Origin of the sequence: Sporocytophaga sp. (assembly GCF_017745095.1) — a bacterium.
Classification (GTDB): Bacteria; Bacteroidota; Bacteroidia; order Cytophagales; family Cytophagaceae; genus Sporocytophaga.
In genome coordinates this window covers 211,874-226,440 of record NZ_JAGHZZ010000007.1, presented here as the reverse complement: position 1 = coordinate 226,440, position 14,567 = coordinate 211,874, and the positions used below count along the sequence as shown (strand labels likewise).

Below are 14,567 nucleotides of genomic sequence, written 5' to 3'. Positions count from 1 at the left end.
TTAAAAATTTTGTAAAATTTTTCCTGGCTTTAATGCTTAGGATAATGATTTATCTTAAAGAAATCAAAAATCTTTGAAATTATATAATCCTGCTCTTCGTCTTTCATCTCATAAAATAAAGGTAAGCGGATTAAACGGCCGCTTGCTGATTCGGTTACAGGAAGAGATCTTCCGTCATGTTTATTCATAAAGAATGGACTTAGATGTAGAGGTAGATAATGAAAAACAGCTTTTATTTTTTCTTGATTAAGAAATTCAAGCAAAGCATTGCGGTCTATTTCATCTTTACAGAGAATATAAAATAACTGTCCATTCATTGTAGTGCCCTCTGGTAATACAGGTAATGTAACTACTGATAACTCCTGCAGAGGTTTAAGTTTCTGAAAGTAATGATTCCAGAGGGTTATTCTCCTTTTTAGTATGGTATCCATATTTTCAAGCTGGGCATAAAGAAATGCTGCTATAATTTCAGATGGTAAATAAGAGGAACCAATATCCACCCATTCATATTTGTTGATCTCTCCTCGAAATAGCTTAGCTCTATTGGTGCCTTTTTCTCTAATAATTTCAGCACGTTCATAATACTGAGGGTCATTGATAATCAAAGCCCCTCCTTCCCCTGAAATGATATTTTTAGTTTCATGAAAAGATAATGTACTAAGTTGACCAAAAGAACCTAGAGCTTTTCCATTATAATAGGAGTCGATAGCCAGGGCGGCATCTTCAACGAGAGCAATTGAGTACTTCTGAGTTATTGCTGATATTTTTTCCATATCACAGGAAATACCTGCATAATGCACTATAACTAAAGCTTTTGTTTTTGGCGTAATCAGAGCTTCGATCTTACTTTCATCAATATTAAGAGTGTCTGGTCTTATTTCTGCAAAAATAATTTTAGCACCTCTTAATATAAATGCATTAGCGGTAGATACAAAGGTGAAGGAAGGCATAATCACTTCATCACCTTCTGAGATGTTAAGAAGGATAGCGGTCATTTCCAGTGCATCGGTACACGAGCTAGTGAGAAGAACTTTCCCGTATCCAAATCTTTTTTCAAGTAATGACTGAGAAAGTTTACTAAACTTCCCATCCCCGGAAATCTTTCCACTTTCTACTGCTTGACGTATATATTCTAGTTCCTTTCCAATGATGAAAGGCTTGTTATAAGGAATCATTAGTAACCAATAAAGCTAATTCAAGTATACTTTAATTAGCAGTTACAGATATATTCAATAAAAGCTAAGTAGTAGTTCGTGTTAAAATACAAAAACAAATTAGATAAGTAAAAAATCCAAAAATGTAATAACAAAATTTTATTTTTAAACTTTCATCTTAATTATTTTAAAGCTCTAAAACAATCTGATATGTACAATCAACCAATGTTAAAAGAAGGCTCGCTAAAGGGTAAGGTAGTCTTGGTTACGGGTGGAGGAACCGGCCTTGGCAGGTCTATGAGTAAATATTTTCTGGAACTTGGAGCCAAAGTAATAATAGCTAGCAGAAAATTGGAAGTTCTTGAAAAGACTGCTGAAGAGCTAAAAAAGGAAACAGGAGGTGATGTACTTCCAGTAGCTTGCGATATAAGAAATATTCTGGAAGTAGAGAATTTATTGAGTGTAATAAAGTCAAAATTTGGAAAAGTAGATATTCTCGTCAATAATGCTGCGGGTAATTTTATTAGTCCAACGGAGAGACTTTCCAGTAAAGCCTTTGATATAGTCGTAGATATTGTTCTAAAAGGTACCTATAACTGTACCCTTACTTTTGGAAAAGATTGGATCAAGGAAAAACTGAAAGGTACGGTATTAAATATAGTAACGACCTATGCTTGGACTGGCTCAGGATACGTGGTCCCTTCCGCTATTGCGAAATCTGGAGTGCTTACGCTCACTAAATCTTTGGCTGTAGAATGGGGAAAATACGGTATCCGAATGAATGCAATTGCTCCTGGGCCATTTCCAACTGAAGGGGCATGGAGCAGATTGTTTCCTGAGGAGGTTAGTAAAAAAATAGATTTGGTAAAAAGAATTCCATTGGGCCGAACAGGAGAGCATCAGGAATTGGCCAATCTTGCTGCATTTTTAGTGTCTGATTTTTCATCTTTTATAAATGGAGAGGTGGTAACGATAGATGGAGGTGAATGGATAAAAGGAGCAGGGGAGTTCAGTTATCTTGACGAAATTCCAGCTGAAATGTGGGATATGATTGAAAAGAAAGTACGCAATAAAGGTTAATTATTTGTAATACAGAGTGATATAAATATCGGGGAACTTTGGGTACTTCACTGCGTAAAAGCATCTTATTGATAATTATTTATACAATCCCTTATTCAATAAGATGAAAAAAAGTTTTTTTACGCCTTCTCTGCTTGTGGTTTTAACTGGTTTATTGTTATTTTCTTGCGGGAAAAAAGAAGATGAAGTAACTGACCAAGATTTGTCTGCTGCTGCAGATTATAGTTACTCCCAAAAGGAATTTGATGATATATTGAAAATAGGACAGGAGGCTCTTGAGGCTAATAACCTCAGGACATCAAATGGTTGTCCTTCTTATTCTTTAGTTGGAAGTGATTCTTTGATTATTGATTTCGGTTCGGGTTGTACTTTTAATAATAGAGTAAGAAGTGGGAAAATCAAAATACAGTATACTGGCAAATACAGTACAAAAGGCTCAGTTATAAAGTTTTCACTGGATAACTATTATGTAAATGGCAACCATATTGAAGGGGAAAAGACTGTTACAAATATTACCGATACCCTTCCAGCCTGGTCGATAAAAGTTGTCAATGGTAAAATTACATTTGAAGATCAAAAGGTGTCTTACTGGAATTCTGAAAGGGTAAGAACTTTTGTTGCGGGTTATAATTCAACCGCTATTTTGACAGATGATGAATATACGGTATCTGGAACAGCGACGGGTACTAGTAGAGATGGGGAAGATTATACTGCATTGATTACGAAGCCTTTGTTGTATTACGTTTCCTGTTTATTTATTGATAAAGGTCTTGTTTACCCTGTTTCCGGAACAATTGATGTTATCCCAGAAGGTAAATTGACAAGATCAGTAGATTTTGGGAAAGATGACTGTGATAAAATTTCAAATATTACAATAGCAGGAAAAAAAATGGTGTTTTTGCTTCCTTAAAAACTAAAATGCCTAAAGCCTAAAGCCTAAAGTGAGGTTTTCTAACCTTCACTTTAGGCTTTTAGTTTTATAGAAACTTATCAATATTTATCTTCCTAAATGCTCACCTTTTCCAATTTTTAATTCCGACTCCGACAATAATTAATACTATAATAAAGGGAAAGCTTTTTTTGACAGCCAAAGTATTTTTATAAAAAATGAAAATCTTTCTAAAAAAGGATTAGAATTTACCCAGATGAAAAAAAAAGTTTAAAAAAATAGTGAATATTTTTAAAAAGTATATTTCTCAATATCAGAAAGTAATGGATGTAAAGGGGATTTTCTTCCTTCAAAGCTCGAAGAAAAATGAAAAAAAATTTTGCAATTGTTTGGGATGAATCGAAAATCTTCTACCTTTGCAGTCCCAAACATCAAATGGGGGCCTTGTCCGATGGTGTAATTGGCAACACGTCTGATTTTGGTTCAGAAGAGTCCAGGTTCGAGACCTGGTCGGACAACACCAAAAATAAAATTGATCCCGGCTTGCAAAAGACCCGGGATTAATTTTTTAAAGGAAAAAGGGAATTAATTATATATGTCTTACATAAAGCTCTTCTCCGGAACTAACTCCAAATACCTGGCAGAAAAAATCGCTAATTATTACGGAAAACCACTTGGTGCTGTAACTCAACAAAGATTCAGTGATGGTGAAATATATGTTTCATTTGATGAATCTGTCAGAGGTTATGATGTATTTCTGATTCAGTCAACATTCCCCAATGCAGATAATCTTATGGAGCTTCTGCTAATGGTTGATGCGGCCAGAAGAGCTTCTGCGGCTTATGTAACTGTGGTTGTACCGTATTTTGGCTATGCACGTCAGGATAGAAAAGACAAACCAAGAGTACCCATCGCTGCAAAACTTGTAGCAAATCTTCTTTCTGCTGCTGGCGCTGACCGTCTCATGACTTGCGATCTTCATGCAGGACAAATTCAGGGATTTTTCGATTTTCCTGTTGATCACCTTGATGGGGCAGCTATCTTTATTCCTTATCTTAGATCTTTAAATCTTGAGAATTTAATATTCGCTTCTCCTGACGTTGGAGGTGTGGCAAGAGCAAGAGGTTTTGCAAAAATCATGGAAGTGGATCTTGTTCTTTGCGATAAGCACAGAAAGAGAGCAAACGAAATTGCTTCAATGCAACTTATTGGTGATGTTGAAGGTGCAAATGTCGTTCTTGTGGATGACCTTGTTGATACAGGAGGTACACTTTGTAAAGCATCTCAGATTATTATGGAGAAAGGCGCAAAAAGCGTAAGAGCAATTTGTACACACGGTGTTCTTTCTGGAAAAGCGCTGGATAATATAGAAAATTCAGTTTTAACTGAGCTTGTCATTACAGATACTCTTCCTTTAAAGCAGGAATCACCAAAAATCAGAGTGCTGACAGTTGCTGAATTGTTTGCAAAAGCAATCAGGAAACTTCAGGATAACGATTCTATCAGTTCGCTATTTATTATTTAATTAAATTATAAAACACAATGAATTCATTAGAGATTATAGGGTTTAAAAGAGCAAATCTCGGTAAAAGAGAGTCTAAGCAGCTTAGACTTGATGCTAACGTTCCATGCGTACTTTACGGTGGTGAAAATCAGGTTCATTTCTATGCGCCAATGTTTCTTTTCAGAGACCTTGTGTACACTCCAAATGCTTACAAAGTAGATCTTACTGTAGAAGGTAAAAAATATTCATGCATTCTTCAGGATATTCAATTCCATCCTGTAAATGATATGATCCTTCATGCAGATTTTCTTCTTTTGAAAGAAGATAAAGAAGTTAAAATGGATGTTCCAGTTAGAATTACAGGTACTTCTCCAGGTGTTATCAAAGGGGGTAAACTAATATCTAAACTGAAAAAAGTAAAAGTAAAAGCACTTCCTAAAAATCTTCCTGATTTTGTAGAAGCTGATATTTCTTCTCTTGAAATCGGAAAATCTTTAAGAATTTCTGATCTTAAGTCTGGTAACTTTACTTTCTTGAATAATAAAGCACTTCCTGTTGTTAGCGTTGAAACTACAAGAGCGCTAAGAGGAGCTGCTGAAGAAGAAAAGAAATAAGTAAGTAATTAATTTTATAATTTTAAATCCTATTTGTCTTTGACAGATAGGATTTATGTTTTTATAGACTTTAGTAAATCATCACTATGAAATATTTGATTTTTGGTTTGGGAAATATTGGCCCCGAGTATGAGCTGACAAGGCACAATATTGGTTTTTTGGTGCTGGATCGCCTTGCCGATAAGGAAGGCCTGAAGTTTCATTCAGATCGATACGCTTTTGTTACGGAATATAAATATAAAGGTCGGACACTCATACTTATCAAGCCTACCACCTTTATGAATCTGAGTGGCAAGACCGTAAATTACTGGATGAAAACCGAGAATGTTTCTGCTGAAAATATTATGGTGATTACAGATGATATAGCCTTGCCTTATGGTACTTTAAGGATGCGTGGTAAGGGTTCTAATGGCGGACATAATGGTCTTGGGAACATTCAGCAAGTATTGGGCAGTGAAGTTTATCCGAGATTACGCTTTGGAGTGGGAAGTGAGTTCTCTAAAGGACGCCAGATTGATTATGTATTAGGAAAATTTTCATCCAAGGAGTTTGATGAGTTACCCATTTTTATGGATAAAGCTATAGATGGAATTCTGGCCTTCTGTACCATTGGAATTGAAAGGGCAATGAATACTGTAAATACTAAATAACTGGTTTCGGTAAAAGACTTTATTTGTGATGGAGGAAATTTCTGTGGGCTGAGGTGGATTTTTGGAATCGACTTTTGTAAGCCTGTTTTTTATTTCCCTTAATTATTGGAGGTATCAAAAAAAAGACCCCTTAGATTTCTCGAAGGGGTCCCCAGGTAAAAAGATATTAAAAAAATATAAAAAAAATATCAAAAAGATTTGAGTTTTTATTTTCAGTCCCTAATTAAGACTTACAATATATAGATACATTTCACTGAAGAAAGGTTGTAGGTAATTGCAGGATTTTTTTTAATAAATATAAAATTTGATGTAATGTGTGTGCTATAAAAATTACTATTGGGTGTGTAATTTTTTATGGATATAGTTAATTTTTCTATAAAATGTTGTTTTGTTTAGATTACTTTATTATTTAATAGGTGATTTATTGTGCTTTTTGTTAAAAAAAATACTGTAAGTTTTTAACTTTTATTAACTTATGTGTTTAAACATTTATTTTCTTGTTTAATGTTCACGAAAAATGGGGTATAAAAAAAGCCCAATTTTAATCGGGCTTTAATAGTGGTTCCAAACTTGGAGTAGATACAGCTTAACTTACAGTTCCTCCGTTTGTAATTTTATTTATAGGACTTACAAAAGAAAGTTTTCCATCTTTATCTTCTGCCATTAAAATCATTCCTTTCGATTCGATTCCCTTTATTTCTCTTGGAGCGAGATTCGCGAGTAGGCAAACCTGTTGACCAATAATTTTTTCTGGTTCATAGTATTCTGCAATCCCACTTACAACCGTCCTTGTATCAATACCAGTGTCAAGTCTCAGTTTTAGTAGTTTTTTGGTTTTTGCTACTTTTTCAGCTTCAATAATGGTGGCAATTCGAATGTCCATCTTAGTAAAGTCGTCAAATTGAACCGCAGGTTTTTCCGGAGATACGGTCTTGCTTGCCAATTCATTGGCTACCTTGGTATCCTGAAGTTTTTTGATCTGAGCCTCGATAGTTGCATCTTCAATTTTGTCAAATAATAAAGCTCCTGCTTTTAGCTCATGACCGCTTGCTACCAGATTATCTTTGCCTGCATCTTTCCATGTCAGGTTTTTCAATCCTAGCATTTCAGAAAGTTTTGCAGCAGTATATGGCATAAATGGCTCTGCCAGAATAGCAAGGCTCGCAGATATCTGAAGGCTGATATTCAGGATGGTTTTAACTCTTGATTCATCTGTTTTAATCAATTTCCATGGTTCTGTATCCGCAAGATATTTATTGCCAACTCTTGCAAGTTCCATCATGAAAGTCAACGCTTCTCTGAATCTATATGCTTCTATGGAGCCAGCGACTTTTTCCGGAAGTTCTTTCAGTTTCTCAAGTACTTCTTTGTCTATATTTTCAAGTGTGCCCTGAGCAGGTACGATACCTTCATAGTTTTTGTGAGTAAGTACAACTGCGCGGTTTACAAAGTTTCCGAAGATGGCAACAAGTTCATTGTTGTTTCTAGCCTGGAAATCTTTCCATGTAAAATCATTGTCCTTTGTTTCGGGAGCATTAGCGCAAAGAACGTATCTAAGAACATCTGCTTTCCCAGGAAATTCCTGCAAATATTCATGAAGCCAAACCGCCCAATTTCTTGAGGTGGAAATTTTATTTCCTTCAAGATTCAGAAACTCGTTTGCTGGTACATTGTCTGGTAGTATATAATCTCCGTGCGTCTTCAACATTACGGGGAAAATAATACAATGAAATACGATGTTATCTTTTCCTATAAAGTGTACAAGCTTGGTGTCTTCATTCTGCCAATATTTTGCCCATGCATCCGGGGTTCCTTGCTGTTGAGCCCAATCCTTGGTTGCTGATATGTAACCTATTGGAGCGTCAAACCATACATAAAGAACTTTCCCTTCCGTGCCTGGCAGGGGAACAGGTACTCCCCAATCAAGGTCTCTGGTCACCGCACGTGGCTGAAGTCCCTGATCTATCCATGATTTGCATTGTCCATATACATTGGATTTCCACTCTTTATGTCCTTCCAATATCCATTCTCTGAGCCAGTTTTCATACTTATCCAGAGGTAGGTACCAGTGTTTTGTCGATTTTAGTACAGGTTTTTCTCCACTAAGTGTAGAGTGTGGGTTTATTAGTTCTGAAGGACTTAAAGTACTTCCACAGTTTTCACACTGATCACCATAAGCCTTTTCAAATCCGCATTTCGGACAAGTACCTTCAATGTATCTGTCAGCCAGAAACTGAAGCGCTTTGGGATCAAAATATTGTTCAGTTACTTTTTCTTCGAAAATACCTTTATTATAAAGTGTTTTAAAGTATTCGGAAGAGGTTTCATGATGTACTTTAGAAGAAGTTCTTGAGTATATATTAAATGATATTCCAAAATCTTTAAAAGAGTCCTTGATGATTGTATGGTATTTGTCAACTGCCTGCTGAGGTGTGATGCCTTCTTTTTTAGCTCGGATGGTAATAGGGACACCATGCTCGTCCGATCCGCAGACGAAGAGTACATCTTCACCCTTAAGTCTTAGGTATCTTGCGTAAATGTCAGCTGGAACATATACACCGGCAAGGTGACCGATATGTACAGGACCGTTTGCATAAGGCAAAGCAGCTGTAATTGTATGTCTTTTGTAATTTTTACTCATAAGCTAAAAATAAGAACAATTTTATTTGAGAAAACAGCACAAAGGCCGTTCGGTTTTTAATTAAGGAGTGCAAATATAACTGGTGCAATCAGAAATTTTACTTTTTCTTTTGCGAGGTCAACTATTTTTAAAAAAGTCGTGTTAGGACTAAAACAATAAGAAATAGGCTTTTGGGTATAGTTTAGGGCTATTAGGGAAGAATTATTGAGGTTCTTCGTCAGAATTTAACCTAATTACTAAGCAATTCGAAACTATTTTTTTAATTTTGTAGCTTAGTTTTCACAAAATATATGCAAAGCATCAGGAATATTGCAATTATAGCACACGTTGACCACGGTAAAACTACCCTGGTAGACAAGATCATTCACGCCTCTAAAATCTTTAGAGAAAACCAGGAGTTTAACGATCTGCTTCTGGATAACAATGATCTTGAAAGGGAAAGAGGTATTACCATTCTTGCGAAAAACGTTTCCGTAAGATATAAAGGGATCAAGATAAATATTATCGATACTCCCGGTCACGCCGACTTTGGTGGTGAGGTAGAGCGTGTTTTGAAAATGGCAGACGGTGTTATTTTGCTTGTCGATGCGTTTGAAGGGCCGATGCCTCAGACGAGATTCGTGTTGGGCAAAGCGCTTGGTTTAGGTTTAAAGCCGATTGTCGTTGTAAATAAAGTAGATAAAGAAAACTGTCGTCCGGACGAGGTACATGAGTCAGTATTTGACTTGATGTTCAACCTTGGAGCAAATGAAGATCAGCTTGACTTTGTTACTATGTATGGTTCATCTAAACAAGGATGGATGGGACCAGATTATAAAAATCCTACAGATTCTATCATTCCTTTGCTTGATGCAATTGTTGAGCATATACCGGAAGCCCCACGTCCGGAAGGAATTCCTCAGATGCAGGTAACTTCTCTTGATTATTCTGCTTATCAGGGTAGAATTGCAATCGGAAGAGTTTTCAGAGGCGAATTGAAAGAAGGTGCGAATATGGCACTTACAAGGGCCGACGGTTCTATTAAGAAAGTGAAGATAAAAGAACTTCACGTTTTTGAAGGTCTTGGAAAATTAAAAGTAGAATCAGTATCTGCAGGAGATATCTGTGCTGTTACAGGTCTTGATGATTTTGAAATCGGAGATACTTTAACAGATGCTGAAAATCCACAACCACTGGAAAGAATAGCAGTAGACGAGCCTACTATGAGTATGTTGTTTACTATCAATAACAGCCCATTCTTCGGTAAAGAAGGTAAGTTTGTTACTTCACGTCACTTAAGAGACAGATTAATGAAGGAAACAGAGAAAAACCTTGCGCTTAGAGTAGTTGAGACTGATACTGAAGATAAATTTCTGGTGTTCGGAAGAGGTATTCTTCACTTGTCAGTTTTGATTGAGACAATGAGAAGAGAAGGTTATGAACTACAAGTAGGACAGCCACAGGTAATTTTCAAAGAAGTTGATGGTCAGAAATGTGAGCCAGTAGAGATATTGGTTGTAGACGTTCCTGAAGCAACTGCTGGTAAAGTGATAGAGCTTGTAACTCAAAGAAAAGGTGAGTTATCGATCATGGAGCCAAAAGGCGATCTTCAACATCTTGAATTCAATATACCTTCAAGAGGAATTATAGGTTTGAGAAATAATGTACTTACTGCAACTGCAGGTGAGGCAATTATGACTCACAGATTTAAAGCATACGAGCCTTATAAAGGTACAATTCCTGGTAGATTGAGTGGATCTTTAATCTCGATGGAAACAGGAACTACAACTGCTTATGCAATTGATAAACTTCAGGACAGAGGATTTTTCTTTGTAGATCCGGGAGAAGAGATTTACATGGGACAGGTAATAGGGGAGCATACAAGAGGGAATGACCTTACTGTAAACGTGTTGAAAGGTAAGAAATTGACCAACATGCGTGCATCCGGTTCTGACGACAACGTTAAAATCGCTCCAAAAATAAACTTCTCATTAGAAGAGTCTATGGAATATATTCAAGGGGATGAATACCTTGAAGTAACTCCAAAGAGCATAAGAATGCGTAAGATTTACCTTGAGGAAGGTGAGAGAACCAGAATGTCTAAGAAATCAGAAGCTGTTTCTTAATCTTTAATGCAAAGAGAATATGGGTATCATGAGCACCGAAAGGCGCTCATGTATTACTCCAAATCAGGGAAAGGTAAGAAGGTACTTCTTACCTTTCATGGTTTTGGGCAAACCTCAAATCATTTTTATGAGTTGGAAGATGTTCTTGCAAGTGAGTATACTATCTACAGCTTTGATTTATTTTTTCATGGCAAAAGCTATTGGCCATTTAGAGATCAACCTCTCCAGAAAGATTTCTGGAATGAATTTTTTGCCGGGTTTCTGGAAAGTCAGCAAATAGAAAGGTTCAGCCTGCTAGGTTTTAGCATGGGAGGAAAGTTTGTACTTTCAACCCTGGAGTATTTTTATTCAAAGATTGATAAGGTTATTCTGATAGCTCCGGATGGGATCAAAACGAGCTTCTGGTACAATATTGCCACTTACCCGACCCTTCTTCAAGGAATATTTAAAAGAACCATTGTAAAGCCTCGAATCTATCATAATGTGGTAAATACCTTAAACAGGTTTAAGCTACTTGATAAAGGCCTCCACCGGTTTGCAAATACCCAAATGATTACCAGGGAGCAGAGGAGAAGGGTGTATTTTTCCTGGATAGTATTCAGAGATCTAAAGTTCAATACTAAGAAGGTTGCAGTTATCCTTAACGACAACAAGATAGAGCTGGAACTCTTTTTAGGGACTTACGACAAAATTATTAATCTGAAGAATATGAAGTATTTTCTTCGTAATCTGAATAATTATAAATTAGAAGTACTTACCGCCGGGCATTCCAATCTTATACATGCTGTTGCAAAGTATTTTAAGACGCGGATAAATAAATCAGAAGAACATTAAAATTTAATATTCATGAAAGATAAAGTAGTTATAATCACAGGAGGATCCTCAGGAATTGGCAAGGCTTGCGCAGAGGAGTTTGGAAGCAAGGGAGCAAAGATTGTCATAACTGGAAGAAATAAGGTGAACCTTGAAGAAACTGCATTATTGCTTAGAAGTAAAGGAATCCCGGTATTGTCTATACAAGCGGATTCGGCTATGGAGGAAGATAACGAAATGCTCGTCAAAGAGACGATTAAAGTTTTTGGAAGGATAGATATACTTATTAACAATGCAGGTATATCGATGAGAGCTTTATTCACAGATGCAGATTTGAGTGTATTGAAAAAGGTAATGGATATTAATTTTTACGGAACTGTTTATGCTACAAAGTATGCATTGCCTGAAATTATCAAAAATAAAGGCTCTGTGGTAGGCGTTTCTTCTATAGCTGGTAGTGTAGGCCTTCCGGGTAGAACGGGTTACAGCGCGTCTAAATTTGCTATGAATGGCTTTCTGGAAGCACTACGTGTAGAACTCCTGAATAAAAATGTGCATGTGCTGGTGGCTTGTCCGGGCTTTACGACTTCCAATATCAGGAATACATCTTTGTCTAAGGACGGAAGTATCATTGGAGAATCATCAATGGATGAAGGTAAGATGATGAGTGCGGAAGAAGTTGCTGCAAGCATCTACAAAGCTGTTGAGCAAAGAAAGAGAGATCTTGTATTGACCTCACAAGGTAAATCAACCATCTTTCTTAAGAAATTTTTTCCCGGTCTTGTTGATAGAGTAGTCTTCAATCATATATCAAAAGAGAAAGATTCACCGCTTAAATGATTTTCGTCTCCTACTAACAGGAGATGATTTTTTTTGATATAAACAAATTCTCCATTCCAGCTGATTCTATACCAAACATCATCTTCTGACCATACTATAACACGGTGACCTTTTTCTATTTCAGCTACAGGATCAGCACCTGCGGAAGGGCCGCTCATTAAGTAGGAATGGTCCTGACTTATGATTCCCTTCATAGGAACGATATCATAATTGGTAAGAATGTAGGCAAAGGATAATACAAAAACGAAGAAGAGAGGACGTAAACCTAGTCTTTTGCTATAAAACTTTTTGAAAATAAGATACAGATAGATAATTGCAGATACGATAAGGAAGAAGAAGATGATGTAATAGTAATACTGGTTGTAAAGAGAAATAAAGTACTCCAAATCAGTAAATGTATAACCAGTAAGCTGATGAGCAGATGCCAGTTCATCCATTTTTTCAAGCACTCTTTTATCTGGCTGGTATTTATAGAGGAGGTTTAGATAATAAAGAGCCATGGTATAATCACCTTCCTGTTCTTTAATCATAGCCATTTTGAGAAGCATTCTTGGGGAAAACTTTTCAGTAGAAGTAAGTATGCCAGAATAGATACTATAGGATTGTGGATATTTTTTTTCATTGAATAACGAATCTGCAAGCTTCAGGGAATCAGCGTAATTAGCGCAGAAGGCGAGAGGAGTTAGAAAAAAAACAGCAAGTATTGTAAATAAAATTCGCTTCATGTTTTGCAAATATAAAAAAAGCTTATACTTTTGCATCGCATTTACGGAAAACGATTTCGAAAAGGCAAAAAAAAACAAGAATCCGTAGCTCAGCTGGTAGAGCATTACACTTTTAATGTAGGGGTCCTGGGTTCGAATCCCAGCGGGTTCACATTCCGATTTAAAATCCTCACTTGTATAACAGGTGGGGATTTTTTTTTGCTATTGAATAAACAGTTTGTTGTCACAAGTCCTTGTTTTTTAAGTGTCGATTTTTATCCAGTAGGTTTAGATTTCATTTTTTCAAAAAATCAGAATTTATATATATGTAAGTATACTTCACTGGGGCAATTGAATATTGGTTAAGAAGAAGCTACTTTAGTTGAAGTAAATGAAATGATATCCGCACTTTATTGTGGCTATTGTTTGTTATTTATCTTAAGAGTGAATGTTTATGATTATCAAATAATTAATATTATATAAATGTAATGCTAAATTATTTGTTATTAAAAATGCTTATTGTTTTGTCTACTTTTTTTAGTGCAGTTCCAAAATTATTTTAATTAATATAGCGTTAGGGATTGAATGAAACGCCTACTTACATTTTTGTTTCTGTTCATTTATCTGTTAAATCAGACGGTATATGCGCTTTCTGTATTTAATAGTAATGATAGTATCTATGAATTTAAAAAGAAGTGCAAGTATGGCAGAAAGAATAAACAATTTAAAATATCCTCTTCAGGAAAATCAAGTTTATCAGATAAGCAAAAAAAGTCAAATAAGAAGCTTATAACTATTTGTTCTGCTGATATACATATTATTCAGCATAACGAATTTTTAATGATATCATCAAAGCTGATTAGTCATCATCAGGTTTACAAAGTTACTGATTACTCTTGCTGCAGTAACATTCATTCTCCTCCTCCCTGTTTTAATTAAGTTATAAATCAAGACTGATATTATTATTACGATGTAATGGGGATTGTTATATCCTGTCAATATTACTCTGTAAAATTTTTCACTTGTTATACTCTGACCTCATTCTAAATGAAGGCCTTGGGATAACTATGTCGATTATAAAATCTAACTAATTAAATATCCTATGAATTTACAAGATAAAAATAAAGTAAAAACTATTGTACTGAATGTATTAATCAGCATCTCATTATTGCATACGTCATTTATTTACAGACCTATACATGAAAGCACGATATTAAGTGATAAAAAAAAACTAAACTATGCGATTCTTATCAGTCAGCCTAATCACATAAAGGCAGTTGTTAATACAGCAGAGTCGATAACGAAGGACAGCAAATACAGAAGAGAAACTTTAGTAGTCATGGCCTGTGCCAAATCTGTTGAAGCGTTTGTGAAAGGCAGTGAATTTGCTGAACTGATTCAGAAGGGGAAAGCTGCAGGTATTCAATTTAAGATTTGTGGAATGTCTCTTCAACAATTCAATATTGATCCTTTAACAATAATGAATGGAATTGAAATTGTTCCGAATGGACTAACCTACATGTTTGATTTGCAAATGAATGGATATAAAACCGTCGAGTTGTAATTAAATTAA

The 14,567-nt window shown here is 35.7% G+C and carries 12 protein-coding genes and 2 tRNA genes; 11 read left to right on the top strand and 3 right to left on the bottom strand.

Annotated elements, in window-relative coordinates; genetic code table 11:
- Window positions 1-29: 29 nt before the first annotated feature.
- Entirely contained in the window at window positions 30-1,175 is a 1,146-nt protein-coding gene (gene rffA / locus J7604_RS12705; RefSeq protein ID WP_293896550.1) for a dTDP-4-amino-4,6-dideoxygalactose transaminase, read from the bottom strand.
- A 189-nt stretch (window positions 1,176-1,364) separates the two neighbouring features.
- Between rffA and J7604_RS12700 the strand changes: the two genes are divergently transcribed.
- The 6 genes from J7604_RS12700 (at window position 1,365) to pth (ending at window position 5,891) form a co-directional block, all read left to right on the top strand.
- A complete protein-coding gene (locus tag J7604_RS12700; protein WP_293896547.1) occupies window positions 1,365-2,234 on the top strand; it encodes an SDR family oxidoreductase in 870 nt (289 codons plus the stop codon).
- A gap of 103 nt (window positions 2,235-2,337) precedes the next feature.
- Complete coding sequence (locus J7604_RS12695; RefSeq protein WP_293896544.1) at window positions 2,338-3,144, top strand: hypothetical protein; 807 nt, start codon at window positions 2,338-2,340, stop codon at window positions 3,142-3,144.
- A 424-nt stretch (window positions 3,145-3,568) separates the two neighbouring features.
- Window positions 3,569-3,641: transfer RNA gene (locus J7604_RS12690), tRNA-Gln, on the top strand.
- A 77-nt stretch (window positions 3,642-3,718) separates the two neighbouring features.
- Window positions 3,719-4,648 carry a ribose-phosphate pyrophosphokinase gene (locus J7604_RS12685; protein ID WP_293896541.1) on the top strand — a complete coding sequence of 310 codons (930 nt, stop codon included), beginning with the start codon at window positions 3,719-3,721 and terminating at the stop codon, window positions 4,646-4,648.
- A 17-nt stretch (window positions 4,649-4,665) separates the two neighbouring features.
- Window positions 4,666-5,241 carry a 50S ribosomal protein L25/general stress protein Ctc gene (locus tag J7604_RS12680; RefSeq protein WP_293896538.1) on the top strand — a complete coding sequence of 192 codons (576 nt, stop codon included), beginning with the start codon at window positions 4,666-4,668 and terminating at the stop codon, window positions 5,239-5,241.
- Between the two features lie 86 nt (window positions 5,242-5,327).
- Entirely contained in the window at window positions 5,328-5,891 is a 564-nt protein-coding gene (gene pth, locus J7604_RS12675) for an aminoacyl-tRNA hydrolase (RefSeq protein ID WP_293896535.1), read from the top strand.
- A gap of 586 nt (window positions 5,892-6,477) precedes the next feature.
- Here the strand turns inward: pth and metG are convergent.
- Window positions 6,478-8,532 carry a methionine--tRNA ligase gene (metG, locus tag J7604_RS12670; RefSeq protein ID WP_293896532.1) on the bottom strand — a complete coding sequence of 685 codons (2,055 nt, stop codon included), beginning with the start codon at window positions 8,530-8,532 and terminating at the stop codon, window positions 6,478-6,480.
- A 290-nt stretch (window positions 8,533-8,822) separates the two neighbouring features.
- Between metG and typA the strand changes: the two genes are divergently transcribed.
- The 3 genes from typA to J7604_RS12655 are packed head-to-tail and all read left to right on the top strand — an operon-like array spanning window position 8,823 to window position 12,290.
- Window positions 8,823-10,637 carry a translational GTPase TypA gene (typA, locus tag J7604_RS12665; RefSeq protein ID WP_293896529.1) on the top strand — a complete coding sequence of 605 codons (1,815 nt, stop codon included), beginning with the start codon at window positions 8,823-8,825 and terminating at the stop codon, window positions 10,635-10,637.
- Between the two features lie 6 nt (window positions 10,638-10,643).
- Window positions 10,644-11,471 carry an alpha/beta hydrolase gene (locus tag J7604_RS12660; protein WP_293896526.1) on the top strand — a complete coding sequence of 276 codons (828 nt, stop codon included), beginning with the start codon at window positions 10,644-10,646 and terminating at the stop codon, window positions 11,469-11,471.
- Between the two features lie 12 nt (window positions 11,472-11,483).
- Window positions 11,484-12,290, top strand: coding sequence for an SDR family oxidoreductase (locus J7604_RS12655; protein WP_293896523.1), 807 nt, complete (start codon window positions 11,484-11,486; stop codon window positions 12,288-12,290).
- Here J7604_RS12655 and J7604_RS12650 read toward each other — a convergent pair.
- Window positions 12,254-13,015 (bottom strand): SH3 domain-containing protein, encoded by a 762-nt coding sequence (locus tag J7604_RS12650; RefSeq protein ID WP_293896519.1) that lies wholly within the window; start codon window positions 13,013-13,015, stop codon window positions 12,254-12,256. The two genes, J7604_RS12655 and J7604_RS12650, sit on opposite strands and share 37 nt — an antisense overlap.
- A 78-nt stretch (window positions 13,016-13,093) precedes the next feature.
- On the opposite strand from J7604_RS12650, the gene J7604_RS12645 reads away from it, so the two are divergent.
- Window positions 13,094-13,166 (top strand) — tRNA-Lys (locus J7604_RS12645).
- A 930-nt stretch (window positions 13,167-14,096) separates the two neighbouring features.
- Window positions 14,097-14,558, top strand: a complete 462-nt coding sequence (locus tag J7604_RS12640) for a DsrE family protein (protein ID WP_293896516.1) — start codon at window positions 14,097-14,099, stop codon at window positions 14,556-14,558.
- Window positions 14,559-14,567: the final 9 nt, after the last annotated feature.